This window comes from Pseudomonas sp. MWU15-20650, from assembly GCF_023242475.1.
In the GTDB taxonomy this organism is placed as follows: domain Bacteria; phylum Pseudomonadota; class Gammaproteobacteria; order Pseudomonadales; family Pseudomonadaceae; genus Aquipseudomonas.
Genome location: NZ_JALJFG010000022.1, coordinates 26945 through 52157 on the forward strand (window position 1 = coordinate 26945; position 25213 = coordinate 52157).

A 25213-nucleotide genomic window follows, 5' to 3' on the forward strand; every position below is an offset into this window, starting at 1 on the left:
AGCTCCAGCTCGTAGAGGGACACCTCTTGTATCGACCCTGATACACAAACCTTTATACCGTTGCTGCTTTTTTGTACACGCTGGCCTCAGCGCCCCCCTGTGCGTTACCCTTACGTCTTATGTGTGTTTTCCCACAAGGATTTAAGAAATGTCCGAGCCAGTTAAACTGCGCGCTCACAGCCAGGCTCATTGCAAGGATTGCAGCCTGGCCCCCCTCTGCCTGCCACTTTCATTGAATCTGGAAGACATGGATGCGCTGGACGACATTGTCAAACGCGGCCGCCCGCTGAAAAAAGGCGAGTTTCTGTTTCGCCAAGGTGACAAGTTTGACTCCGTCTATGCAGTACGGTCGGGAGCGTTGAAGACGTTCAGCCTCAGCGACGGCGGCGAAGAGCAAATCACCGGTTTCCACTTGCCCAGCGAGCTGGTCGGGTTGTCGGGGATGGACACCGAGATTCATCCAGTGTCGGCCCAGGCCCTGGAAACCACGTCAGTATGCGAAATTCCCTTCGAACGCCTGGATGAATTGGCCCTGCAACTGCCGCAACTGCGTCGCCAGTTAATGCGTGTCATGAGCCGCGAAATTCGTGACGACCAGCAGATGATGCTGCTGCTGTCGAAGAAAACCGCCGATGAGCGCATCGCCACCTTCCTGGTTAACCTGTCGGCGCGATTCCGTGCCCGTGGGTTTTCGGCCAACCAGTTCCGCCTGAGCATGTCGCGTAACGAGATCGGCAACTACCTGGGCCTGGCGGTGGAAACCGTGTCCCGTGTGTTTACCCGCTTCCAGCAGAATGAACTGATTGCCGCCGAGGGCAAGGAAGTGCATATCCTCGACCCGATCCAGCTGTGCGCACTGGCGGGCGGTTCGCTGGAAAGTTAATGGAGGCAGATGCCGCGGCCGCGCCAACCAGCAAGGCCGCAGGTATACTTCGAGTCCGTTTTCAGCCTCAGGACTCTTCGACGATGACCTTCGATTCGTTCGACATCAAATCCCTGATTCGCCCTGTCATCGACTTCCCCAAGCCTGGGGTGATCTTCCGTGACATCACCCCCCTGTTCCAATCGCCCCGCGCCCTGCGCCTGGTAGCTGACACCTTTGCCCACCGCTACGTAGAAGCCGACTTCACGCATATCGGCGCGATGGATGCGCGCGGCTTCCTGATCGGCTCGATCATTGCCTACCAGCTCAACAAGCCGCTGATCCTGTTTCGCAAGCAAGGCAAGCTGCCGGCTGACGTATTGGCCGAGGGTTACCAGACCGAATACGGCGAAGCCTTCCTGGAAGTGCACGCCGATAGCCTGTGCGAAGGCGACTCGGTGCTGATGTTCGATGACCTGATCGCCACCGGCGGCACGTTGATCGCCGCAGCGAACCTGGCGCGACGCATGGGTGCGACGATCTTTGAAGCGGCGGCGATCATCGACCTGCCGGAGTTGGGGGGGTCGCAACGTTTGGAAGATATGGGGATTGCGACGTTCTGCCTGACGCAGTTTGCCCTGACCGAGCGGTAACGGTTGCCTGGACTGACGCTATCAGGGCTTGCCCCTCCCACACTTGACGGTGTTCACACATCAAAATGTGGGAGAGGCGGTGCGACGATTCGACCTGGCCCCGACGAGGCCAGTGATAACAACCCACCTCACAACCCCATCTGCTTGCAGATGATTTCATTCATGACCTCCCGCGTCCCCCCGCCAATCGACAGGATGCGGTTATCCCGGTACAGCCGCTCCACCAGGCTGCCACGCATGTAGCCCTGGCCACCGAGGATCTGCACGGCGTCATAGGTGACCCGATCGGCAGTATCAGTGGCCAGGTTCTTGGCCATGGAGATCTCTTTGATCACACTCTTGCCGGCGGCCATCTTCGCCGCCTGGCGATAGGTGAACTCACGGGAGACTTCAACGGCGGTGGCCATTTCCGCCAGGCGATGCTTGAGCACCTGGAATTTGCCGATGGGTTTGCCGAACGCTTCGCGCTGGGCGGCCCATTCAAGGCTCTCTTCAAGTGCCAGCTGCGCAGTCATGTTGGCCATCACCGCCAGGGCCAGGCGTTCGCTCTGGAAATTCCCCATGATGCAGGCAAAGCCCATATTCTCGGCCCCAATCAGGTGACCGACGGGCACGCGACACTGGTCGAAGAACAGTTCAGCGGTGTCCGACGCCCACCAACCCATTTTCTTCAGCGGCTGGCCGACCGTGAAACCGGGGGTGTCTTTTTCGATCAACAGCAGGCTGATACCGCCGAAACCTGGACCACCGGTGCGCACGGCGACAGTGTAGAAGTCAGCACGAATGCCGCTGGTGATAAACGTCTTGGCGCCACTCACGAGGTAATGCTCGCCATCACGGACAGCGCGGGTTTGCAGGTTCGCCACATCGGAGCCACCGCTCGGCTCGGTGACGGCCAGGGCGATGATCTTCTCACCGGCCAGCACCTGCGGCGCAACACGTTCACGCACCTCGGGCCTCGCCCATTTGACGACGGGCGGCAGGCCGATATCCAGGGAGCCAAGCCCCGCGACCACGCCACCGGAACCGCAGCGCATCAATTCTTCGCTGGCGGCGACCTTGGCGAACAGATCACCTTCGTGGCTACCGCCCAGCCCTTCGGGGTAGCCAATACCCAGGATGCCTGCCGCGCCGGCCTTGAGATAGAGTTCACGGGGAAAGCTTTCGGCCTCCTCCCACTGCTCAACGCCCGGCAAAATCTCGCGTTCGACAAAACGGCGCACGCTGTCGCGGACCAATTGGTGGCTGGGATCGAAGTATTCCTGATAGGCAGACATCGGCAAGCTCCATGGCGAGATGGAGCGAACTTACCAAGCGCTTGCTTGGTTATCAAGCCGCCATGCATATATCACATGGGACGTTGCGGTGGTCGTTAGAGAGCGATGGGTTTGCGACCGGCAAACGAGTGCGCCAAGGTGCCGCCGTCGACCAATTCCAGCTCGCCGCCCAATGGCACACCATGGGCGATACGCGAGGTGATCAAGCCCTTGTTGCTCAGCAGTTGCGCGATGTAGTGCGCCGTCGCTTCACCTTCCACTGTCGGGTTGGTCGCCAGGATCACTTCGGTAAAGGTGCCCTGCTCTTCGATGCGCGCCACCAACTGCGGGATGCCGATGGCTTCAGGGCCCAGGCCGTCCAGCGGCGACAGGTGCCCCTTGAGTACAAAGTAGCGCCCGCGGTAACCGGTCTGCTCCACCGCATACACATCCATCGGGCCTTCTACCACGCACAACAACGTGTCATCGCGACGGGAGTCGGCGCATTGTGGGCAGAGCTCTTCTTCGGTAAGGGTGCGGCACTGGCGGCAGTGGCCCACGCCCTCCATGGCCAGGCTCAGGGCCTGGGCCAAGCGGGTACCACCACTGCGATCACGCTCCAGCAGTTGCAGCGCCATGCGCTGGGCAGTTTTCTGGCCAACGCCCGGCAAGGTGCGCAAGGCGTCGATCAGTTGGCGAATCAGGGGGCTGAAGCTCATGGGCGAAGGGTCCGACAAAACAACGAGACGCGGTTTATACCCGCGCCCCGGATAAGCGTCAAATGGTCAATCCTGCGCGACCCGCACCACCAACTTGCCGAAGTTGCGCCCTTCGAGCAAACCGATAAACGCTTCGGGTGCCTGCTCCAGGCCATCGACCACGTCTTCGCGGAACTTGATCTTGCCATCGCGGACCCACGGCGCCATGGCACTGAGGAACTCCGGCTGGCGGTCGCCATAGTCGTCGAACACGATAAAGCCCTGGATACGCACACGCTTGGTCAGCAACGTGCGTTGCAGCGCAGGCAAGCGGTCAGGCCCGCTGGGCGCTTCGTGGGCGTTGTAACCGGCGATCAACCCGCACAGCGGAATCCGCGCCTTGGGGTTGAGCAGCGGCATCACGGCATCGAACACCTTGCCGCCGACGTTTTCAAAATAAATGTCCACGCCGTTGAAACACGCCAGGGCCAGCTCATGGGCAAAATCGGCCTGCTTATGATCAATGCAGGCGTCAAAGCCCAGCTCGTCCACCACATAGCGGCACTTGTCTGCGCCCCCGGCGATCCCCACCACCCGCAATCCCTTGAGTTTGGCGACCTGGCCCACGACCGAGCCGACGGCACCGGACGCGGCCGCCACCACCAGGGTCTCGCCGGCCTTGGGCTGGCCAATATCCATCAAGCCCATGTAGGCGGTCATGCCCGGCATGCCGAGTACTCCCAGCGCCATGGACGGATTGGCCAGGCCCTTGGGCACCGGGATCAAGTTGCGCCCGTCACTGATGCTATGGCTTTGCCAGCCGGTGGAGCCGACCACCAAGTCGCCCACTTCGAATTTTGGGTTGCGCGATTGCTCGACACGGCTGACAGCACCACCGGTCATTACCTCATCAATTTCCACTGGCGCGGCGTAGGACGGCGCGTCGCTCATGCGCCCACGCATATAGGGGTCCAGGGACAGGTACAAGGTTTTCAACAGCACCTGGCCGTCTGCCAGCTCCGGCAGGTTCACTCGCTCCAGGCGGAAGTTTTCCGGGGTGGGTGCGCCCTGTGGTCGTGAGACCAGGACGATGCGCTGGTTAAGAATCGGTTCTTGAGGCATTTGGAGGCTCCTTTATCGAATCCATCGGTATAAGGTGCAGACCCTGCATCCCGCTCCAGGGTTCGATTGGATCAGCACAAACAAAAATGCCAGGCGCGATGCCTGGCATTTTCATTCTAGCTAAGACTGGCCGATCAGAACGGCAGCTTCATGCCCGGTGGCAGTTGCATGCCAGCGGTCACGCCGGACATTTTGTCCTGGCTGTTGGCTTCGATCTTGCGCACGGCGTCGTTGACGGCCGCGGCGAACAGCGCTTCGAGCATTTCCAGGTCGTCTTCGCCTACACCGGGCAGCACGCTTGGGTCGATGCTGACGCGCTTGATGTCGTGACGACCGGTCATCACCACGCTGACCATATCGCCACCGGCTTTACCGGTGACTTCGGCGTTGGCCAGCTCTTCCTGCATCTTGGCCATCTTTTCCTGCATCTGCTGCGCCTGCTTCATCAGGCCGGCCATGCCACCTTTCATCATGGGAATCACCTCAAAAGTACGTGGATCAATTAGTAGCCCGGCTTTATGACGCTTGGGGCGCCGGGGCTTCGACAGGTTCAATAGTATCTTGGCGCACCACCGCACCAAACTGTTGCATCATTTGCTGGATGAGCGGATCACCGTGGATCGAATCTTCAGCCTCACGCTGACGGTTGATGCGTCGGCGAGTCGCGGCCTGGGCCGGGGTTTCCTGCTCGGGCTTGATCAGCTCGATGGTGATGGTCAGCGGGCGTTCATGGTACTGGTTCAGCGCATCGTTGAGGCGGCGTTGCTGGGTCGCATTGAACAAGGCGCTATGGGCCGGGTCCAGGTGCAGCAGCCAGTGGTCGCCGTCAATGGCAATCAAGGTGCAGTTGGCGGCGATACTGCCGGTCATGCCCGAGATCGGCAATTTCGGAAATAACTCCAGCCATTGCAGGGCAAGGCCAGTGGCCGGCGCCGCAGCAGGCTCCGCCTCGGGCTCGGGGGCCGGCTCGGCCGTGTGCTCGCTGGCCAATTCATCCAGGTAGCTATAGGCCGAATCCATATCCGGCTCGATGTAGTCTTCGTCCAGCGGTGGTTCGTCGTCGAGGTCGATGCCGGGAGTGGCAGCGTCCACCTGGGCGACGGTCGGCTCGGGCACGGGCGCGGACACCCACTCCGGCGCATCCGGTACCACGCTGTCCGGCGTCGGCGTGGGCATTGGCGTCAGCTCGGGCTGCTCGCCGGCGGTTTCCAGCACCGGCTCCACGGCAGGCTGCAACGGAGCTTCAGCTTCAACCTCCACCGGGTCATTCCAGGGCAGGTCGATCACCGGGGCCGGCTCAGGCTCTGGCGCAGGCTCGATTACCGGCGCAGGCTCGACCACAGGGGCGACCACCACAGGCTTCGGCGCCGAAACAACCGGCACAGGCACAGCAACCACTGGTTTGGCGGAATCAACTGTGGCCTGGCTGATCCCCACTGGCTTTAGCGGCTGTCTCGGCGCGTCTGCCGAATCGGCGGGCCTGAAGGCCAGCATTCGCAACAGCACCATTTCAAAGCCACCACGCGGGTCCGGTGCCAGGGGTAAATCCCGGCGGCCGATCAGGCCCATCTGGTAGTAGAACTGCACATCTTCGGCCGGCAACGCCTGGGCCAGGGCCAACACGCGGTCACGATCGCCATGGCCATTGTCGACACCTTCCGGCAGGGCCTGGGCGATGGCGACGCGGTGCAGCACATTGAGGATTTCCGAGAGCACGCCGTTCCAGTCCGGGCCTTGCTCCGACAAGTGGCGCACGGCTTCGAGCAAGGCCTTGGCGTCACCTTCGATCAGCGCATGCAGCACATCGAACACCTGGCCATGGTCGAGGGTGCCGAGCATGGCGCGCACGTCGGCCGCCATGACCTTGCCTTCACCGAAAGCGATGGCCTGGTCGGTAAGGCTCATGGCGTCACGCATCGAGCCGTCTGCGGCACGGCCGAGCAACCACAGCGCATCGTCTTCGAACGGCACGTTCTCGACCCCCAGCACGTGGGTCAGGTGCTCGACCACACGCTCAGGCGTCATGTTTTTCAGGGAGAACTGCAGGCACCGCGACAAAATCGTTGCAGGAAGCTTCTGCGGGTCGGTGGTCGCCAGGATGAATTTGACGTAGGGCGGCGGCTCTTCCAGGGTTTTCAACAGCGCGTTGAAGGAATGGCTGGAGAGCATGTGCACTTCGTCGATCAGGTAGACCTTGAAGCGGCCACGACTCGGCGCGTACTGCACGTTGTCCAGCAGCTCGCGGGTGTCTTCGACCTTGGTGCGGCTCGCGGCGTCGATCTCGATCAGGTCGACAAAACGCCCTTCGTCGATCTCGCGGCATACCGAACAGGTGCCGCAGGGCGTCGACGTGATACCGGTTTCACAGTTCAGGCATTTGGCAATGATGCGCGCAATGGTGGTCTTGCCCACCCCGCGCGTGCCGGTGAACAGGTAGGCGTGGTGCAGCCGTTGGCTGTCCAAGGCATTGATCAGAGCCTTGAGCACATGGGTCTGGCCGACCATTTCGCGGAACGAGCGCGGACGCCATTTACGTGCAAGAACCTGATAACTCATCGAAAACCGTCGCAACTGGGAAGCGGAAGCCGGTAATGCTAGCGGAGCAAGGGGGAAATTGCATCCGGCACGCTCGTCTAATCTGACCAAGCTCGACTGGCCAGCCCCGCAAAGGCCCTATATACGCGTGGTCCTGGGTGTTTCTGGAATGATTGCCACGGCCACTTTCATGACGCCTGTCGACTCCTGACAAGAACTGACAGTGCCCGCGTTTAGATTGGGCAGCCTCAACTAACCGTTCCCAAGGAGCCTGCATGAACATCGTTGCCCATTATTTCCTGCTGTATGTCGACAGCCCGGCCACCAGCGCCAACTTCTACAGCCGGCTGCTGGGCAAACCGCCAGTGGAGCTTAACCCGACATTTGCCCTGTTCATCCTCGACAACGGCGTGAAGCTGGGCCTGTGGTCGCGTCACACCGTGGAGCCTGCGGCCCAGGTTACCGGTGGCGGCGGTGAGGTGGGGTTTTCCGTGGCCGACAACGCCGCCGTCAATGCCCTGCACGATCAATGGGTAGCACTTGGCGCGAGCATCATCCAATCACCGACCACCCTGGATTTCGGCTACACCTTTGTCGCCCAGGACCTCGACGGCCACCGCTTGCGGGTGTTCTGCCTGAGCGACTAAGCGCCCACAAGGACACCCAGCGGCATCTGGCACGGGATGCGTTCGCCGGGTGATCGCGCGAGACCTTCGGCTGATCAGCTTTTCGGCGCGACCAAGCGTGCGTACTGGCCCTGGCTGATCCATCCGGTAAATGAACGATCCTTGGCATTGATGAATTCAACCTGGGCCCAGCCGTCCTTGAACGCCAGCACGCCCACTACATCATCCTTGACGATGTAAGGACGCTTGTCGGCCTTGGCGCCCGGGGTTTTCAGCAGGTAAGCCTTGTCGGCGGACACCGTGACCAGACCGATCCATTTTTTGTTGGCGGTCTGGGTCAGCTCGAGGCCCGTGGCGATTTCCGGCATCAATACGTTGATACAGCCGGGGTGTTGACGGCCCTGCTCGACCGTCAGGGTCACGCCGTCGGACGAGGCCGCCACACGCCCGGGATAGGCGGCATCAAGCCAAGTGGTGAGCGCTTCAGGCTGGCCCTGCAGGTAAAACGCGCAGCGGCGAGTCACGCCTTCGCCCATGGCTTCGGAGTAGAAGCCTTCGACCTGATGCTCCGGCGTCACCGCCAGCATCAGCCCCTCGTACCTGCCCGAATGCAAGGCGGCCGAGCCGGCAAACGCGGACGCCACAGAGCACAACGACAACACACCCATCGCCAGAAAACGAATCATCTTATTTCTTCCCTTCATAGGCTTCGTAGGCTTGCTTCATAAGAACGTCATAGTTACCGAAGTCATCGCCGTTATAGGCGCGAGCCATGGTAGTAAAGTCCTTGCTCTTCATGGCACTCAGCAACGTCGTGTTCTTGCTGCAAAGGCTGAGGTAAGCCTTGAGTTGGTTGCCGGTATTCACTTTTAATGCCGCCACGAATTCAAATACGGTCTTGAAACCGCACGACCCGTAGTTGAAGCCCATGATCTGGAACATCCCCCAGGAGGCCGACAACAGCGCCGCTTCCTGGTCCAGTGCAAACGCGGTAGCCATGGTTTCCCAGGCTTTTACCTGGTCCTTGTTATTGACCTGCCACTGCGGCCCGGCCTTTTTCTTGTAGGGGTAGGACAACAAAGGGTGTGCTTGGTCGTAGATGTGCTTGGTGTACTTGCGAAATTGGTGCCCTTCAAAGGCGATGATCGGCAACTTGGCCGGCCCGAAACCAAAGCGCCCACCGGACTCCACAGTGGCGAACGCTTTGATGACATTCACCGAAATGCCATTGCCCAACTGCTTGGCAGCGTTCTGGAAGTCGGTATCGCTGAGGGTCATCCCGCCATCGCAGGTGGATTGCATCATCAACTGCCGGTTACGCCGCTCCGCCTCGATCACCGCACGCACGCGGTCCAGGTACACATTGACCGTGGCCTGCACCGCATCGACGTTGTTATTTCCAAACACGTTGAGAAAGCTCGGGATGCGCATCGTCGGGAAGGCCCTCACCGGCACCTTCACGGCCTCCTCGATCAAGCTGTTGAACGTACGCCCCGTAGGATCGATCACCCCATCAGGATGGGCGTACTTGAGATAGCGGAACTGATACTGGCTGATGCACTGCACCAACTGGCCGTCGCACTTGCCGTTCTCCTGCAGGGCGAAACCCATTTTGGGAATGATCAGATTGAATAAATACTGGATGCACTGAACATCAGCGGGCAAGTTGCGGGCTTTACCGGGAGCGCCTACCGAAGCACTGATAAGACGAGGTAACCCTTGCAGGCTTTTCATGACAGACATCCTTGTTAGTTAAAGAAGTGATGGCACTTCAATATCAATCCATACCCTTGTCGCATTCTGAAACAAGTGGCGGGCGGAAGCTAACAAGGCGGTCTGCAAGTTGTCCAGAGGGTATTTTGAAAGTTGTGAAATCAATCAGTAACCGTGCAGCTCCCGGGTCTTCTGATACTGGTGATAGTCAAGCCACTCAACCACATCATAGGGCAGATAAAGCTGCATTCGCGCCCGGGAAATCGCGATGTACACCGCACAAAGTCGTTGATCGAACGCGTAGGCATCCTTGAATTTCACATTGGTCAACAATTGCGGGGTGAGCAGCACATGGTCGAACTCCATGCCGCCAGCGTCTTGCGCCAGCATCAGCAGGCAGCGCTCACCCGGATGGCCGCTCAATCGGTTCAAACGGGTGATGTCAGCCACGTTAAAGCCTTTTTCCAGCTCGGCCTCGACCCAAAGAAACGCCTCATCGAACTGGCAGGCATCCCGCACCTGCTGCCAGTCGGCCATATCGCTGAAAAATGGATGGGGGCCGATGTCATTGAACTCGTTGCTATAGAAATCAGGCTTGAACAATGCAATGACTGTGTCCATGAAGTACTTGAGCGCCTGCTGCGCCTCTTTATTTGCCAGGCCGAATGCACAACGGGCTTCGCTCAGTTGGATGGCCCACTTCATGGTGTCCCAATGGGACGCGGTCAGTACCACGCAACCGTGCGGTGGTACGAACCCCTGAGGATAAAACTCAATCCCGACGTCAGCATCGCGCGCGCCCTCGAAGAGCACCTTGCTTTTCTCCGAGTGCTGGCTGATCAACGGATTGACCAGGCGCTCGACATTGCGCCCGGAACGCACGGAGTAGCACACATCGGTGTGGCGAACCTCACGGGAGCGTTTGACCACGCCCCCACTGGCCTGCTGATACTCATCCCCCAGGGTGATCAGCACCTGGCGGCCGCGCTCGATAATTTGCAGCAGCGGCGCGGGAATGTCCTGGCTCTCATCAATGAGCACATGGGTATAGCGCTCCGGCACCACGCAGCCGGCGAGGCTGGCGCGCTTGATCATCAACAAGGCTTCAAACCCAGTGTGGCTACCCCAGGCGGGATTCGCCTCAAGGTAGCCCCACAACCGGCTGGAATACTCGAGCAACACCCTGGCGTCGACGCTGGAAAGGGGCTGCTTGAAGTGCGGCAAATGCTTGGCCGACAGGCTGTATTCCCAAGAGCGGCAGTAGCCTTCAAGCACTTTGAGGCAGACGTCCACCACCGCCTGTCCCTCCAGGTGCCGGAAGCCGAAGATATTCAGTTCCTGGGCCAACGCCTGCTTGCTCGGGGGCCGTGTCGGCGTATTCACCACCTTGGGCCGCGGGCCATGCAACACGGCATGCGCAAACGCGTGGAAGGTATGCCCGGCCTTGCGCTCTCGCACACCCACCATGCGGGCGCGCAGGGTTTCCAATTTTTCCGGCGTACGCGCCAGCAACAAGGTCTTTTCCGGGCGAAGGTGCTCCATCAAGGCCACCAGCAGGTGACTCTTGCCGATGCCCGCGTAGCCTTGGACATGCAGGTCTTCGTTCAGATTGGCGCGGAAGGTTCTGACCAGCTTGTCTTGCTCGGCACTCAACCAGCGCTCGCGATGCCGGGGCGTCACCATCTGCTTGCTGAACGGATCGTTTGCCTTGAGATGGCGGACTTTATACTCGACGTCCCATTTGCCGTTGGGTAACAGATAGTCTCGCGCCAAGACTTCGTCGGCTAATAGAAAACGCAGTTTCAGACTCTTGACCACATTGAGGCCGAAGTACAGCTTGCGTGGGTCGAACAGCCGTTGCGCCTCCGACAATAAGCTCACCGTCGCGCTATGCCTGCCATCAACCGCCCAGCCAATAAGCTTGGCCAACACCTTCTCGGCGCCATCGGCAGCCAGATCTTTTTCCGGTACTTGCGCCAGGTTCTGGATAACCAGCACCGCCGCCAGTTCCGGTTCACTCAGGGCTACGAGCGCATCCGCACCGTCGGTGCCCAACAAACCCGCACAGGCTTCATCGGTGATCGGCAAGAACACAGGGCTGGATAAATCAAAATGTTCCGAGTGCATACAGCCTCGTAGCCAGGGGAAAGAGACGGTTTGGAGTATGCCACTAGTCGTGAAATGACCGTCATGCACTGTGCAATAAGCATCACAGATGACTGGCTGGACAATCGTTGGATTGGAAACTGAAGAAGGGACCGCAGGAGGGAGCGTTATGGAGGCAACCCCACCAGCCACACCCCGGCACACAATGTTCCCGCTGTGGCTGCTGCCTTCCGGCTCTGACCAGGTTCACGGGTAATCGTTGCGGGGGGACCGATGGGGTCACCATAACGACGCTGGCCTCTCGGCAAGCCGCGCCATTGTACCGATCTCATCGGAAGTTACAACCGTTGACGTCGGATTAAAAAATGAGAGGGTTCAAGTACTTGCCGTCATCGCTATTCTCTGTGGGAGCAAGCCCCCTCCCACAATGGATCATCATTGTGCCTGCAAGACCCCATCGGCCCTGCCGCCCTCTTCCTGGATGACCAGGTGGATAAAGTGCAACTTGGCAATTACCGCCGGCGGCAGCACGAAGGGGTAGAAATCCGGCTGGCCCATGCTGCGTGACAGTTCGTTGAGCATGCCGGCCAGTTCGATCCAGGCGTTGACGAACGACAGGAACGCCGCACCGCCGGGATGTTCAGGGTCGTACAGCGTCGTCAGGGGGAACGGATGGTAATCCAGGTCCATCTCGCGCGCGCTCATGCCGAAACCCAGCGCGGTATCGACGGCGTCCATCATGTGCAGGTAATGAGCCCAAGTCTCGGCCCAGTCTTCCCAGGGGTGCATGGTCGCGTAGGCACTGACGCAGGTTTGCTGCCAGTCGGGCCGCGGGCCGTCCTGATAGTGCTGCTCGAGGGCATCGGCATAACTGGCGCGTTCGTCGCCGAACAGGTTACGAAAAGGCTCGAGCCAATCGGTGTTGGCAATCAGACGGTCCCAGTAGTAGTGCCCGACTTCGTGGCGAAAGTGGCCAAGCAAGGTGCGGTAGGGTTCACGCATTTGCACGCGGACTTTTTCGCGATGGGCATCGTCGGCTTCCTTGATATCAAGGGTAATCAGGCCGTTGGCATGCCCCGTGGTCGGTGCGTTGCCCTCCAGGTCAATGCCGACGAAGTCGAACGCCAGGCCGGTGTCTTCGTTGACACTTTTGGGCACGACTTGCAGGCCCAGGCTGATCAGTTGCGCCACCAGCCTGCGCTTGGCGGTTTCCACCTTGCGCCAGCGATCGAGGTTTTCCGGGATCGACAGGTCGGGAATGGTGCGGTTCAAGCTGCAGGCCACGCACAGCGACGCAGTGCTGTGAGCCGGAATCAGCCAGTTGCAGGCCGCTGGGGTGTCGAGATTGGCGCAGCGGCGGAAGGCGCCAGCGTCAAGATTATCGTCCGCCAGCCAGGTGCCGACGACAGGGCCGGGTTGCAGGGAAGACAGCCGGCTTTGCTGCGGCTGGTAGCCCAGCAGCGCCTGGCAGGCCAGGCATTGGCTGTTGCGAAAGAACAACGATTGCCCGCACCGACACTGCCACACCTTGCTGCTGCGCGAGGTTTGGGCCATGAACGGTGCGGCAATGCGCGAACTGAGTTGTTCGAAGTAGCGGAACATGGCGATCTCTCCCTGGGTGCTTGCCAATACTAGAGCATCCCTTGGGCGCGATCGTTCCACTTTCTTCAGGGCTGCTTCGCAGCGTGACGGGAGCAAGCGCCCTCGCCACAGAAAGCTGTCAGACGCTGATGTTGTGCTTGGCCAGGAAGGCCACGAAGGCCTCTTCATCCAGCACCTTCAAGCCCAACTCACTGGCCTTGGCCAACTTCGAACCGGCGCCCGGCCCAGCCACTACGCAGTGGGTCTTCGCCGACACGGAACCCGCAACCTTGGCCCCCAGGCTTTCGAGCTTGTCCTTGGCCACGTCACGACTCATCAGCTCCAGGGAACCGGTCAACACCCAGGTATGCCCCGCTTCCGGCAAGCCTTCGAGCGCCTTTTTCTCGCTCTGCCAGTGCATGCCGAAGTCCTTGAGCTGCTGCTCGATGGCCAGGGCATGGTTGGCGTTGTCGACGTTATCGAAGAAATCACGCACCGCCTTGGCCTGCTTCTCCGGCAACGCCTGGCGCATATCAAGCCAGTCGGCCTTGATCACGCCTTCGAGGGTGCCGAACTTGTCCGCCAGTTTCTGCGCCGCGCCCGGGCCGACACTGGGCACGTTCAGCTTGTCGAGCAAGCCATCCAGGGTGGTGCTGGCGGCGAACTCGGCGCTCAGGTCCCCCTGCTCCTGCAGTTGCAGGCCGCATTCGTCCGACGACAACAGCGCGCTGATCACGTTCTGGTTATGGCTGTCTTCAAAGAAGCTATGGATCTCATGCGCCACTTCCAGGCCCACATCCGGCAAGTACGTCAGCACTTGCGGCAAAGCCTTCTGCACGCGCTCCAACGATGCCAGGGAGCGCGCCAGCACCTTGGCCGTCTCCTCGCCCACGTCAGGTATGCCCAAGGCGTAGATAAAACGCGCCAGGGTCGGGGTCTTGCTGTTTTCGATAGCGGCGATCAGCTTCTTGCTGGAAATATCGGCGAAGCCTTCCAGGTCGATGATCTGTTCGTACTTGAGCTTGTAGAGGTCAGCCGGCGAACCGATGAGCTTTTCATCCACCAGTTGCTCGATGGTCTTGTCGCCCAGGCCGTCAATGTCCATGGCGCGGCGCGAAACGAAATGGATAATCGCCTGCTTGAGCTGTGCACCACAGGCCAGCCGCCCGACGCAGCGGTACACCGCACCTTCGCTGACGGTTTCCTTGCCCTTGCTGCGTTTTACCAATTGCGTGCGCTCCACATGGGAGCCACACACCGGGCAGTGCTCGGGAATCTGCACTGCACGGGCGTTTTCCGGGCGACGCTCAAGCACCACCGAGACGACCTGCGGGATCACATCACCGGCGCGGCGAATGATCACGGTGTCGCCGATCATCAGGCCCAGGCGCGCGACTTCGTCCATGTTGTGCAAGGTAGCGTTAGACACCGTCACGCCAGCAACCTTGACCGGTTTCAGGCGTGCCACCGGGGTCACGGCACCGGTGCGGCCCACCTGGAACTCCACGTCGAGCAGCTCGGTCAACTCTTCCATCGCCGGGAATTTATGCGCGATGGCCCAACGCGGCTCACGGGCACGAAAGCCCAGCTCACGCTGGGAGGCAATGCTGTTGACCTTGAAGACCACACCGTCGATTTCATACGGCAAGCTGTTACGCCGCTCGCCGATATCGCGGTAGTACGCCAGGCAATCCTGGATGCCCTTGGCCAGTTTCAATTCGTGGCTGACGGGCATGCCCCACTGTTTCAACTGCTGCAGGTTGCCGATATGGGTGTCGCTGATATCGGTGGTCACGCCATAGCCGCAGAACTCCAGCGGGCGGCTGGCGGTGATTTTCGAGTCCAGTTGGCGCAGGCTGCCCGCGGCGGCGTTGCGTGGGTTGGCGAAGGTCTTGCCACCCACTTCCAGTTGCGAGGCATTCAAGCGCTCGAAACCGGCCTTGGACATGAACACTTCGCCGCGCACCTCCAGGGTGGCCGGCCAACCGCTGCCGTGCAGCTTCAACGGAATATTACGTACGGTGCGTACATTGACGCTGATGTCTTCACCGGTGGTGCCGTCGCCTCGGGTCGCGCCGCGGACCAATTCACCGTCCTGGTACAGCAGGCTGACTGCCAGGCCATCCAGCTTCGGCTCGCAGCTGTACTCCACCGCCGCACCACCGCCAAACAGATCGCCCACCGGCAGGTCGAGCCCCTCGGTTACCCGCCGATCAAACTCAAGCATGGTGGTTTCATCGAACGCGTTGCCCAGGCTGAGCATCGGGATCTCGTGCTTGACCTGGGTAAACGCCGACAGCGCCGCACTGCCGACCCGCTGCGTCGGCGAATCGCGCGTTACCAGGTCCGGGTGCTCGGCTTCCAGGGCCTTGAGCTCGTGGAACAACCGGTCGTATTCGGCGTCCGGAATACTCGGCTCGTCGAGGACGTGGTAGCGGTAATTATGCTGATCCAGTTCAGCGCGCAGTTCGAGGATGCGGGTGTGGGCGGCGGTCATGGGTGTTCTCTCATAAAGCAAAAGAGCAGCCGAAGCTGCTCAATATGTTAGTGCACGGATTCTACAGACAACGCTTAAGATCGAACCTTAGCGTTTCTGTGTCAGGGCGCGACGCTCGAACTCGACGATGCGCTGACGGTAATGCTCGATGGTCTGGGCGGTCAGGACGCTGCGTTGGTCGTCCTTGAGCTCGCCGTTGAGCTCCTGGGAGAGCTTGCGGGCAGCAGCCACCATCACGTCGAACGCTTGTTTCGGGTGACGCGGGCCTGGCAACCCGAGGAAGAAACTCACGGCTGGCGTGCTGAACAGGTCGATGTCGTCCAGGTCGAAGGTGCCCGGCTTGACCGCGTTGGCCATGGAGAACAGGACTTCGCCGTTACCGGCCATGCTTTCGTGACGGTGGAAGATGTCCATCTCGCCAAAGCGCAGGCCACTTTCCAGGATGTTCTGCAACAGCGCCGGGCCTTTGAAGCCTGCAGCGTCGCGGCAGATCACACTGATGACCAGGACTTCTTCGGCGGCCGGCTGATCGTTGACCGACTGGCGCGGGGCGCTCTTGGTCGGGGTCTCGTCAGGGAAATCGTCATCACGGCTGCTGAAGCTCGGGCCTTCATCGACGTCGAGGTTCAGGTCACCCTGGTGCGGCTCGGCAACCGCCGCGCTACCGCGCTTGCCACGCTTGGAAGACGGCTCGCGGGCTTCCCGCACCGGCGCGCTCATCGACGGCAAGTCGTGCTCGTCCAGTTGCGGTTCTTTATGGGTATCCAGCACGCGGGGCGGCCCCAGCAGCTCGGCGCTGCCGTCGTCGTCAGGCAAGTTGGACAGGTTTCGGTCCAAACGGAACTTGAGCTTGCCCTTGCCACCGCGCATGCGGCGCCAGCCATCAAAAAGAATACCGGCAATGACAATAATGCCGATGACGATCAGCCACTCGCGCAGACCGATTTCCATGTAATCCCGTGCCTCTAATAAAAAATGCTGAAAAATAAGGGGTTTAGCACCGTGCAAACCGCTTTAAAACGTGGCGCCAACTCTATGTTCTGACTGACGTTTTGCCCACGCATACGAAAAATTGACATTAAACTAGCACGACCAAAGATAACTTTACACCGTCTGTCAAAATGCCTTGAACAAATATGTCCATTTGCCACTTTCGCCAGACCGGTAAATCGCCCCACGTCGCGCTAAAAAATATCCCTCATGGCGCGGTTCAGGATTCCACCATTGCCATCGCCTCTTCCACGTCCACCGCTACCAACCGTGAACAACCCGGTTCGTGCATCGTCACCCCCATCAGTTGATCCGCCATTTCCATGGCGATCTTGTTGTGGGTGATATAGATGAACTGCACGGTCTGGGACATCTCTTTGACCAACCGAGCGTAGCGTCCAACGTTAGCGTCATCCAGCGGCGCGTCAACTTCATCGAGCATGCAGAACGGCGCCGGGTTCAACTTGAAGATGGCAAATACCAGGGCCAATGCGGTCAGGGCTTTTTCGCCGCCGGACAACAAATGGATGGTGCTGTTCTTCTTGCCCGGAGGCCGCGCCATGATCGTCACCCCTGTATCGAGTAGATCTTCGCCCGTCAGTTCCAAGTAAGCGCTGCCACCACCGAAAACTTTTGGGAATAACGCCTGTAAACCGCCATTAATCTGATCAAAGGTATCTTTGAAGCGGTTACGGGTTTCCTTGTCGATCTTGCGGATCACGTTTTCCAAGGTGTCCAGGGCTTCGACCAAGTCGGCGTCCTGGGCATCCAGATAACGTTTGCGCTCGGACTGCTGCTGGTACTCGTCGATGGCCGCCAGGTTGATCGCACCCAGGCGCTGAATACGCGCAGCAATCCGTTCCAGTTCTTCTTCAGCGTCTTTCTCGTTGGCCTGGGCGGTCAGGGTGTTAAGCACGCCATGCAGGTCGTAGCCGTCTTCCAGCAATTGGTCTTGCAAGGTCTTGCGGCGCACCGTGAGGGCTTGCCATTCCATGCGTTGCTGTTCGAGCTGGCCGCGGATCAACTGGGATTGCTGCTCGGCCTGGGTGCGACGTTTTTCTGCGTCGCGCAGTTCGCGGTCAGCATCTTCCAGGGCGATCTGCGCGGTCTTGAGTTCTTCGTCGACAGTCATGCGCTTGTCGAGCAACTCTTCGAGCTTGAGGCGCAACTCTTCCAACGGCGCTTCGCCCTCCTCAAGATTGAGACTGAGCTGCTCGCGCTTTTCGGTCAGGCGTTCAGACTGCATCTCCAGGCGCTCAAGGGCCTGGCGCGTGGAGTCGTGCTGGGCGCGCAAAGAACCGAGGCGCACCGCTAGCTGGTGGGCATGATCCTTGTGCTGGCGAGCTTCCTGGCGCACGCGGTCGAGGCGTTCACGCAGGCTGTCGCGCTGGGCCAGCAGCAGCTCGCGCTGCTCGGTATCCAGGGCCATGCTGTCGAGGGCCTCCTGCAAGTGCAGGCGCGCTTCGCCGATCTGTTCGTGTTCGAGGGCGCGCTGCTCGCCCATCTCGGCCACTTCTTCATCAAGGCGAGTGCGACGCAGGGTCAACTGCTCGACCTTGGCTTTGCTCGCCGACAACTGGGCTTTCAATTCGCCTTGCTGGCGCGCTTCGTCCTGTAACAGGCGGCGCAGGTGTTCGCGGCCGGTTTCCTGCTGGCGTTGCGTAGCGCGCAGGGTTTGCAGTTCGGTTTCCAGGCTTTCGAGCGTGGCTTCGCGCTCTTCACGTTCGGCGATCAGGTTGACGATTTCCTGGCCCCGGGCCAAGACGCCGCTTTCCGCTTCGCTGGCGCGGCGTACGCGCAGGAAGTGCCGGCCTACCCAGAAGCCGTCACGGCTGATCAGGCTTTCGCCAGCGCCCAGTTGCCCGCGTTGGGCCAGGGCCTGCTCAAGTGATTCAACCGGCTTGACCTGGCCCAGCCAAGGCGACAAATCGACCGCCGCCTCGACTTTATCCAGCAAACTGCCCGGCACCCGCGTGCCATCGGCGGCGGGACTGAGCAAGCGCAGATCGCCCTGGGCAAAACCGGCCAGGTCGAAACCGCCAAAATCATCCACCAGCACCGCTTGCAAGTCGGCGCCCAACACGGTTTCCACCGCCAGCTCCCAACCGGCTTCGACTTTCAACCCTTCAGCCAGGCGTGGGCGTTCGGCCAAATGCTGGTCACGCAACCACTCGGCAGTACCGGTGCCCGGGTCAAGCGCGGCTTGCTGCAAGGCTTCGAGGGATGCCAGCCGGCCGTTGAGCCGCTGCAAATCGCCCTGGGCCTGCTGCTGCGCCTGGGTCGCTGTCTGCAATTGCTGACGCAGTTGCTCCAGGCGTTCCACTTGCTGTTCTTCGCTGGCCTCCAGCTCTTCCAGGGTCATTTCGCTTTCGGCCAGTTGCTCGCTGAGCGTCATGATCGCCGCGTCTTCCGGGTCGGCGGCGAGCAGCACCCGCTCTTCCTGCAGGCGGCGCTGGCGCTCGGCCAGGCGTTCCATACTGGTTTCCAACTGCTGGATGCGCGACTGCTGCACCTCGGCCTGGCGACGCGGCTCGGCGGACTGCAGGTTGAAGGCGTCCCACTGCTCCTGCCAGCCGTGCATGGTAAGTTCGGATTCTTCCAGGGCCGCGGCGGCTTCTTCGGCGGCGGCGCTGGTGATTTCCTGCTCGGGGGTGAGCATGTCCAGCTCTTCGCCGAGGGTCAGCAGCAAGGTCCGGTCATGACCCAGGTGCGACTCGGTCTCCAGGCGCGCGCGCTCGGCTTCCTTGAGATCATCCTGTAACTGGCGCAACCGCTGCTGCCCGTGCTGGATGCTCTGCTCGACCCGGGCGATATCGCCGCCCACCGAATAGAAGCGGCCCTGCACCAGATTGAAGCGTTCGGACAGGTCATGGTGACCATCACGCAGGCGTTCAATACTCGCATCGGCGTTTCGCTGCTCGGCCACCAGTGCTTCGAAGCTGATTTCCTGGGTGCCAATAATGGCTTCGCGCTGCCCTACCTGGTCATTCAGGGCCTGCCAGCGCAGGGCCGAGAGTTGTGCCTTGAGCTGGCGCTCTTCGCCCTTGTATTCCTGATACTTCTCGGCGGCCTGGGCCTGGCGGTGCAGGCGCTCCAGTTGGCGCTCCAGCTCTTCGCGCAGGTCGGTCAGGCGGGCGAGGTTTTCATGGGTACGGCGGATCCGGTTTTCGGTCTCGCGCCGGCGCTCCTTGTACTTGGAGATGCCGGCCGCTTCTTCGATAAAGTTACGCAGGTCTTCGGGCTTGGCTTCGATCAACTTGGAGATCATGCCCTGCTCGATGATCGAGTAGCTGCGCGGGCCCAGGCCTGTGCCGAGGAAAATATCGGTGATGTCCCGACGGCGACACTTGGTGCCGTTGAGGAAGTAACTGTTCTGGCTGTCACGCGTGACTTTGCGGCGGATGGAAATTTCCGCGTACGCCGCATATTCACCAACCAGGGTGCCGTCGGAGTTATCGAACACCAGCTCAATACTGGCCTGGCTCACCGGCTTACGGCTGGTGGAGCCGTTGAAGATGACGTCGGTCATCGACTCGCCACGCAGGTTTTTTGCCGAGCTCTCGCCCATCACCCAGCGTACGGCGTCGATGATGTTCGACTTGCCGCAGCCATTGGGCCCCACCACCGCCGCCATGTTACTGGGGAAGTTCACCGTGGTCGGGTCGACGAAGGATTTGAACCCCGCCAGTTTGATGCACTTGAGCCGCACGTTTAGGCGCCCGCCAACGCAGCGATGACCAGCGAGCTGCTGCGCTGGCAGTAGGCCGACAGCACCTGGCGGATCTGTGGCAGGTCACGGGCGAGAACCGCCGCGAGCAGTTGCTCGAACAGCGCCAGGAACTCGCTCATGGACGCCTTGCGCTGATCCAGGGCCAAGTAATAAGCGCGATTCATTGCCGGTTGCAGGTTTTCGACGGTTTCCTGCAAGTACGGGTTGTTGGCGAAGGGGTACGCGGCGCGCATCACATTGAAGCTTTCCTCGACGAAGGCGCGGATGTCCTCGCGCTCCAAGCTCAGCTGCAGGCGTTGCTGGATCTGCAGGAACGGCGCCATGTCGGCCTGGGTCTGCCAGCCTTCGGCGACCGCATTGCCCAACAGGATGTACATCTCGCCCATCAGGGTGCACAGGCTCTGCACCTTGTGTGCGGTGAGCTCGGTGACATGGGCGCCACGGCGCGGCAGGATCGCGATCAGATGGCGACGTTCGAGGATCAGCAAGGCTTCACGCACGGAACCGCGGCTGACGTTGAGCGCCAGCGTGACCTTTTGCTCCTGGATCCGCTCCCCAGGCTTGAGATCGCCGCGAATAATACGTTCGGCGAGGTGGTGAGCGATTTGCTCGGCGAGACTGTCCGGCGCCTTGAACGTCATGTTTTCCCTTCAAAATCTTCTATCGATACAAGCGCGGCAGTGTAGCGCATTGGCCCGCTGATGGCGCTACGCCCACCGTGGCGAATTTGGCATGAAATAAGCAACATCGAAAGCCCACAAGCCGCCAAAAACACCGGTTCCAGAAGACTGGACCATAATTGAAAGGGTTGCGACCGCACTTTCTTGACCTTCCGGTCAGAAAATCGTTGACCGAAAAGTCAGACATGACTAGATTCGGCGCAAAGCGGTTAACAACAATAATGAGTCTGCGAGGCCTTCCGTGATCCAGTTTTTACTTAACCAGGAACTCCGTAGCGAGCACGCCCTGGACCCCAACCTGACCGTGCTCAACTATTTGCGTGAGCATCTGGGCAAATCCGGTACCAAGGAAGGCTGCGCCAGCGGCGACTGTGGTGCGTGCACCGTGGTGGTGGGCGAGTTGCACACCGACGAGCAAGGCAGCGAGCAGATTCGCTATCGCAGCCTCAATTCGTGCCTGACGTTTGTATCGTCGCTGCACGGCAAACAACTGATCAGCGTCGAAGACCTCAAGCACCAGGGCCAACTGCACAGCGTGCAACAGGCCATGGTGGAGTGCCACGGTTCACAGTGCGGCTTTTGCACACCGGGCTTTGTAATGTCGTTGTTTGCCCTGCAAAAGAACAGCGACGCACCCGACAGCCAAAAGGCCCACGAAGCCCTGGCCGGCAACCTGTGCCGTTGCACCGGCTATCGCCCGATCCTGGCCGCCGCCGAACAGGCGTGCTGCAACAAGCCAATGGACCAGTTCGACAGCCGCCAGGCCGAGACCATCGCCCGCCTCAAAACTATCGCGCCGACGCAAACCGGTGAACTCAACAGCGGCGATAAGCGCTGCCTGGTACCGCTGACTGTCGCCGACCTGGCGGACCTCTACGACGCTTACCCCCAAGCCCGTCTGCTGGCCGGCGGCACTGACCTGGCGCTGGAAGTCACACAGTTCCATCGCACCCTGCCGGTGATGATCTACGTTGGCAATATCGAGGAAATGAAGCGCATCGAGTCCTTCGACGACCGCCTGGAAATCGGTGCGGCCACCGCGCTCTCCGATTGCTACACCGCGCTGCACCACGAATACCCGGACTTCGGTGAACTGCTGCAGCGCTTCGCCTCCCTGCAAATCCGTAACCAGGGCACCCTCGGCGGCAACATCGGTAACGCCTCGCCCATCGGTGATTCGCCACCGCTGCTGATCGCCTTGGGCGCGCAGATTGTGCTGTGTAAAGGCAACGTGCGCCGCACGCTGGCCCTGGAAGACTATTTCATCGACTACCGCGTCACCGCCCGTCAGGACAGCGAATTCATCGAGAAAATCGTCGTCCCCAAAGGCCACTCACTGTTCCGTGCCTACAAGGTTTCCAAGCGCCTGGACGATGATATTTCCGCCGTCTGCGCGGCCTTCAACCTGAAGATCGAGAACGGTGTGATCAGCGATGCCCGTGTGGCGTTCGGCGGCATGGCCGCCACGCCCAAGCGAGCTAAAAGCTGCGAAGCCGTGTTGGTCGGTGCCACCTGGAATTCGGCAACCGTGGAGAAAGCCTGCGCCGCCCTGGCCGAGGACTTCACGCCGTTGTCGGACTTCCGTGCCAGCAAGGAGTACCGCCTGCTCAGCGCACAGAACCTGCTGCGCAAATACTTCATCGAACTGCAAACGCCGCACATCGAGACTCGGGTGACCGCTTATGTCTAACCATCATGCCGTGGTAAAAACCCAAGCCGAACTGGCCGAGCTGTTTGCTCAGGACCTGACCTCCGGTGTCGGCCGCAGCGTCAAGCATGACAGCGCCGCCAAGCATGTCAGCGGCGAAGCGCAGTACATCGATGACCGCCTGGAATTCCCCAACCAGTTGCACCTGTATGCGCGCCTGTCCGACCGCGCCCATGCCCGGATCATCAGCATCGACACGGCGCCCTGCTACGCCTTCGAGGGTGTACGTATTGTCATCACCCACGAAGATGTGCCCGGCCTCAAAGACATCGGCCCGTTGATGCCTGGCGACCCCTTGCTGGCGATCGACACGGTGCAGTTCGTCGGTCAAGTGGTGCTGGCCGTGGCCGCCCGCGACCTGGAGACCGCGCGTAAAGCCGCCATGGCCGCCGTGATCGAGTACGAAGACCTGGAGCCCGTGCTGGACGTGGTCGACGCCTTTCGTAAAAAGCATTTCGTGCTCGACAGTCACACCCACCAACGCGGTGATTCGGTGGGCGCGCTGGCAACCGCCAAGCACCGTATCCAGGGCACGCTCCATATCGGCGGCCAGGAACACTTCTACCTGGAAACCCAGATCTCCTCGGTGATGCCCACCGAGGATGGCGGCATGATCGTCTACTGCTCCACGCAAAACCCCACCGAAGTGCAGAAGCTGGTGGCCGAAGTGCTGGATGTGTCGATGAACAAGATCGTCGTGGATATGCGCCGCATGGGCGGAGGTTTCGGCGGCAAGGAAACCCAGGCCGCCAGCCCCGCGTGCCTGTGCGCCGTGGTAGCGCGGCTCACCGGACAGCCGACCAAGATGCGCCTGCCGCGGGTCGAAGACATGTTGATGACCGGCAAGCGCCATCCCTTCTATATCGAATACGACGTAGGCTTCGACGACAGTGGGCGCCTGCACGGTATCAACCTGGAACTGGCGGGTAACTGCGGCTGCTCGCCGGACCTGTCGAACTCGATTGTCGACCGCGCCATGTTCCACGCCGACAATTCGTACTACCTGGGCGACGCCACGGTCAACGGCCATCGCTGCAAGACCAACACTGCATCCAACACAGCCTATCGCGGCTTTGGCGGCCCCCAAGGCATGGTCGCCATCGAGGAAGTGATGGACGCCATCGCGCGCCACCTGGCAGTGGACCCCTTGGCCGTACGCAAGGCCAATTACTACGGCAAGACCGAGCGCAACGTCACCCACTACTACCAGACCGTCGAGCACAACATGCTCGAAGACATGACCGCCGAGCTCGAGGCCAGCAGCCAATACGCCGAGCGCCGCGAAGCGATCCGCCTGTACAACGCCCACAGCCCGATCCTGAAAAAGGGCCTGGCGCTGACGCCGGTGAAGTTCGGTATCTCCTTTACGGCGAGCTTCCTGAACCAGGCCGGCGCGCTGATCCATATCTACACCGACGGCAGCATCCACCTGAACCATGGCGGTACCGAAATGGGCCAGGGCTTGAACACCAAAGTCGCCCAGGTGGTGGCCGAAGTGTTCCAGGTGGAAATCGACCGCGTGCAAATCACCGCCACCAACACCGACAAAGTGCCCAACACCTCGCCGACCGCTGCCTCCAGCGGTGCCGACCTGAACGGCAAGGCCGCCCAGAATGCCGCCGAAACCATCAAGCAACGCCTGGTGGAATTCGCTGCGCGCAAGTACGACGTGAGTGAAGCGGACGTGGAATTCCACAACGCTCATGTGCGTGTACGTGACCAGATCCTGACCTTTGAGGCATTGATCCAGCAGGCGTATTTCGCCCAAGTCTCACTGTCGAGCACCGGCTTCTACAAGACCCCGAAGATCTTCTACGACCGCAGCCAGGCCCGTGGTCGGCCGTTCTACTACTTCGCCTTCGGCGCGGCCTGTTGCGAAGTGATCGTCGACACCCTGACCGGCGAGTACAAGATGCTGCGTACCGACATCCTTCACGATGTCGGCGCGTCGCTGAACCCGGCCATCGACATCGGCCAGGTAGAAGGCGGGTTTATCCAGGGTATGGGCTGGCTGACCATGGAAGAGTTGGTGTGGAACAACAAAGGCAAGCTGATGACCAACGGCCCGGCCAGCTACAAGATTCCGGCAGTGGCCGATATGCCCCTGGACCTGCGCGTAAAGCTGGTGGAAAACCGCAAGAACCCCGAAGACACGGTGTTCCACTCCAAGGCCGTGGGCGAGCCGCCGTTCATGCTTGGGATTGCTTCCTGGTGTGCGATCAAGGATGCGGTGGCGAGTCTGGCTGACTATCGCCAGCAGCCGAAGATCGATGCACCGGCGACACCGGAGCGGGTGCTGTGGGGGTGTGAGCAGATGCGCAAGTTGCAGGCGGTGAAGGCCATTGAGGCTGAAACCGAGTTGGCTTCGCTCTAGACCGAGGCACTGCCATCGGGAGCAAGCCCCCCTCCCACAGTTCAAATGTGGGAGGGGGCTTGCTCCCGATAGCGGCCTGACA

The 25213-nt window shown here is 60.6% G+C and carries 18 protein-coding genes and 1 other RNA gene; 5 read left to right on the forward strand and 14 right to left on the reverse strand.

Annotation, left to right across the window (positions count from 1 at the left end; all coding sequences use genetic code 11):
• The first annotated feature begins 148 nt into the window (after positions 1 to 148).
• Positions 149 to 883, forward strand: coding sequence for a fumarate/nitrate reduction transcriptional regulator Fnr (fnr, locus tag M5B43_RS17165; protein WP_236417155.1), 735 nt, complete (start codon positions 149 to 151; stop codon positions 881 to 883).
• Positions 884 to 966: 83 nt separating this feature from the next.
• The gene (locus tag M5B43_RS17170) at positions 967 to 1515 is read left to right on the forward strand and encodes an adenine phosphoribosyltransferase (protein ID WP_248751205.1); all 549 of its coding nucleotides are present in this window, start codon (positions 967 to 969) and stop codon (positions 1513 to 1515) included.
• Positions 1516 to 1643: 128 nt separating this feature from the next.
• Here M5B43_RS17170 and M5B43_RS17175 read toward each other — a convergent pair whose 3' ends face one another.
• The 5 genes from M5B43_RS17175 to dnaX form a co-directional block, all read right to left on the reverse strand.
• Positions 1644 to 2792 carry an acyl-CoA dehydrogenase family protein gene (locus tag M5B43_RS17175; RefSeq protein WP_248751206.1) on the reverse strand — a complete coding sequence of 383 codons (1149 nt, stop codon included), beginning with the start codon at positions 2790 to 2792 and terminating at the stop codon, positions 1644 to 1646.
• 95 nt (positions 2793 to 2887) lie between these two features.
• A complete protein-coding gene (gene recR / locus M5B43_RS17180) occupies positions 2888 to 3490 on the reverse strand; it encodes a recombination mediator RecR (RefSeq protein ID WP_248751207.1) in 603 nt (200 codons plus the stop codon).
• 66 nt (positions 3491 to 3556) lie between these two features.
• Positions 3557 to 4591 (reverse strand): NADP-dependent oxidoreductase, encoded by a 1035-nt coding sequence (locus M5B43_RS17185; protein ID WP_248751208.1) that lies wholly within the window; start codon positions 4589 to 4591, stop codon positions 3557 to 3559.
• 134 nt (positions 4592 to 4725) lie between these two features.
• Entirely contained in the window at positions 4726 to 5064 is a 339-nt protein-coding gene (locus M5B43_RS17190; protein ID WP_003193199.1) for a YbaB/EbfC family nucleoid-associated protein, read from the reverse strand.
• A 43-nt stretch (positions 5065 to 5107) separates the two neighbouring features.
• Complete coding sequence (gene dnaX, locus M5B43_RS17195; RefSeq protein ID WP_248751209.1) at positions 5108 to 7147, reverse strand: DNA polymerase III subunit gamma/tau; 2040 nt, start codon at positions 7145 to 7147, stop codon at positions 5108 to 5110.
• 254 nt (positions 7148 to 7401) lie between these two features.
• On the opposite strand from dnaX, the gene M5B43_RS17200 reads away from it, so the two are divergent.
• The gene (locus M5B43_RS17200; RefSeq protein ID WP_248751210.1) at positions 7402 to 7773 is read left to right on the forward strand and encodes a VOC family protein; all 372 of its coding nucleotides are present in this window, start codon (positions 7402 to 7404) and stop codon (positions 7771 to 7773) included.
• A 74-nt stretch (positions 7774 to 7847) separates the two neighbouring features.
• Here the strand turns inward: M5B43_RS17200 and M5B43_RS17205 are convergent, their stop codons facing one another.
• The 9 genes from M5B43_RS17205 to M5B43_RS17245 all read right to left on the reverse strand — a co-directional run bounded on the left by M5B43_RS17205 (position 7848) and on the right by M5B43_RS17245 (position 21010).
• Positions 7848 to 8438: a hypothetical protein gene (locus M5B43_RS17205; protein ID WP_248751211.1), complete on the reverse strand. Its 591-nt coding sequence runs from the start codon at positions 8436 to 8438 to the stop codon at positions 7848 to 7850.
• 1 nt (position 8439) lies between these two features.
• Complete coding sequence (locus M5B43_RS17210) at positions 8440 to 9486, reverse strand: N-acetylmuramidase family protein (protein WP_248751212.1); 1047 nt, start codon at positions 9484 to 9486, stop codon at positions 8440 to 8442.
• A gap of 144 nt (positions 9487 to 9630) precedes the next feature.
• Positions 9631 to 11592, reverse strand: a complete 1962-nt coding sequence (locus M5B43_RS17215) for an AAA family ATPase (RefSeq protein ID WP_248751213.1) — start codon at positions 11590 to 11592, stop codon at positions 9631 to 9633.
• A gap of 158 nt (positions 11593 to 11750) precedes the next feature.
• Positions 11751 to 11847, reverse strand: an RNA gene (ffs, locus tag M5B43_RS17220) — signal recognition particle sRNA small type.
• Positions 11848 to 12006: 159 nt separating this feature from the next.
• Positions 12007 to 13173 carry a putative zinc-binding metallopeptidase gene (locus M5B43_RS17225; RefSeq protein WP_248751214.1) on the reverse strand — a complete coding sequence of 389 codons (1167 nt, stop codon included), beginning with the start codon at positions 13171 to 13173 and terminating at the stop codon, positions 12007 to 12009.
• Positions 13174 to 13291: 118 nt separating this feature from the next.
• Positions 13292 to 15649 carry an NAD-dependent DNA ligase LigA gene (gene ligA / locus M5B43_RS17230; RefSeq protein WP_248751215.1) on the reverse strand — a complete coding sequence of 786 codons (2358 nt, stop codon included), beginning with the start codon at positions 15647 to 15649 and terminating at the stop codon, positions 13292 to 13294.
• 87 nt (positions 15650 to 15736) lie between these two features.
• Positions 15737 to 16600, reverse strand: coding sequence for a cell division protein ZipA (zipA, locus tag M5B43_RS17235; protein WP_248751216.1), 864 nt, complete (start codon positions 16598 to 16600; stop codon positions 15737 to 15739).
• Positions 16601 to 16859: 259 nt separating this feature from the next.
• Positions 16860 to 20348 (reverse strand): chromosome segregation protein SMC, encoded by a 3489-nt coding sequence (smc, locus tag M5B43_RS17240; protein ID WP_248751217.1) that lies wholly within the window; start codon positions 20346 to 20348, stop codon positions 16860 to 16862.
• A gap of 2 nt (positions 20349 to 20350) precedes the next feature.
• Entirely contained in the window at positions 20351 to 21010 is a 660-nt protein-coding gene (locus M5B43_RS17245; RefSeq protein ID WP_248751218.1) for a GntR family transcriptional regulator, read from the reverse strand.
• A 280-nt stretch (positions 21011 to 21290) separates the two neighbouring features.
• Between M5B43_RS17245 and xdhA the strand changes: the two genes are divergently transcribed.
• Both xdhA and xdhB read left to right on the forward strand, forming a co-directional pair.
• Positions 21291 to 22739, forward strand: a complete 1449-nt coding sequence (gene xdhA, locus M5B43_RS17250; protein ID WP_248751219.1) for a xanthine dehydrogenase small subunit — start codon at positions 21291 to 21293, stop codon at positions 22737 to 22739.
• Positions 22732 to 25131 (forward strand): xanthine dehydrogenase molybdopterin binding subunit, encoded by a 2400-nt coding sequence (gene xdhB / locus M5B43_RS17255; protein ID WP_248751220.1) that lies wholly within the window; start codon positions 22732 to 22734, stop codon positions 25129 to 25131. The genes xdhA and xdhB overlap by 8 nt, the downstream gene beginning before the upstream one ends.
• The last annotated feature ends 82 nt before the right edge of the window (positions 25132 to 25213 follow it).

Coding starts and splice junctions, on each gene's coding strand:
- fnr (WP_236417155.1), top strand. CDS start 149: ATGTCCGAGCCAGTTAAACTGCGCGCTCACAGCCAGGCTCATTGCAAG.
- M5B43_RS17170 (WP_248751205.1), top strand. CDS start 967: ATGACCTTCGATTCGTTCGACATCAAATCCCTGATTCGCCCTGTCATC.
- M5B43_RS17175 (WP_248751206.1), bottom strand. CDS start 2,792: ATGTCTGCCTATCAGGAATACTTCGATCCCAGCCACCAATTGGTCCGC.
- recR (WP_248751207.1), bottom strand. CDS start 3,490: ATGAGCTTCAGCCCCCTGATTCGCCAACTGATCGACGCCTTGCGCACC.
- M5B43_RS17185 (WP_248751208.1), bottom strand. CDS start 4,591: ATGCCTCAAGAACCGATTCTTAACCAGCGCATCGTCCTGGTCTCACGA.
- M5B43_RS17190 (WP_003193199.1), bottom strand. CDS start 5,064: ATGATGAAAGGTGGCATGGCCGGCCTGATGAAGCAGGCGCAGCAGATG.
- dnaX (WP_248751209.1), bottom strand. CDS start 7,147: ATGAGTTATCAGGTTCTTGCACGTAAATGGCGTCCGCGCTCGTTCCGC.
- M5B43_RS17200 (WP_248751210.1), top strand. CDS start 7,402: ATGAACATCGTTGCCCATTATTTCCTGCTGTATGTCGACAGCCCGGCC.
- M5B43_RS17205 (WP_248751211.1), bottom strand. CDS start 8,438: ATGATTCGTTTTCTGGCGATGGGTGTGTTGTCGTTGTGCTCTGTGGCG.
- M5B43_RS17210 (WP_248751212.1), bottom strand. CDS start 9,486: ATGAAAAGCCTGCAAGGGTTACCTCGTCTTATCAGTGCTTCGGTAGGC.
- M5B43_RS17215 (WP_248751213.1), bottom strand. CDS start 11,592: ATGCACTCGGAACATTTTGATTTATCCAGCCCTGTGTTCTTGCCGATC.
- M5B43_RS17225 (WP_248751214.1), bottom strand. CDS start 13,173: ATGTTCCGCTACTTCGAACAACTCAGTTCGCGCATTGCCGCACCGTTC.
- ligA (WP_248751215.1), bottom strand. CDS start 15,649: ATGACCGCCGCCCACACCCGCATCCTCGAACTGCGCGCTGAACTGGAT.
- zipA (WP_248751216.1), bottom strand. CDS start 16,600: ATGGAAATCGGTCTGCGCGAGTGGCTGATCGTCATCGGCATTATTGTC.
- M5B43_RS17245 (WP_248751218.1), bottom strand. CDS start 21,010: ATGACGTTCAAGGCGCCGGACAGTCTCGCCGAGCAAATCGCTCACCAC.
- xdhB (WP_248751220.1), top strand. CDS start 22,732: ATGTCTAACCATCATGCCGTGGTAAAAACCCAAGCCGAACTGGCCGAG.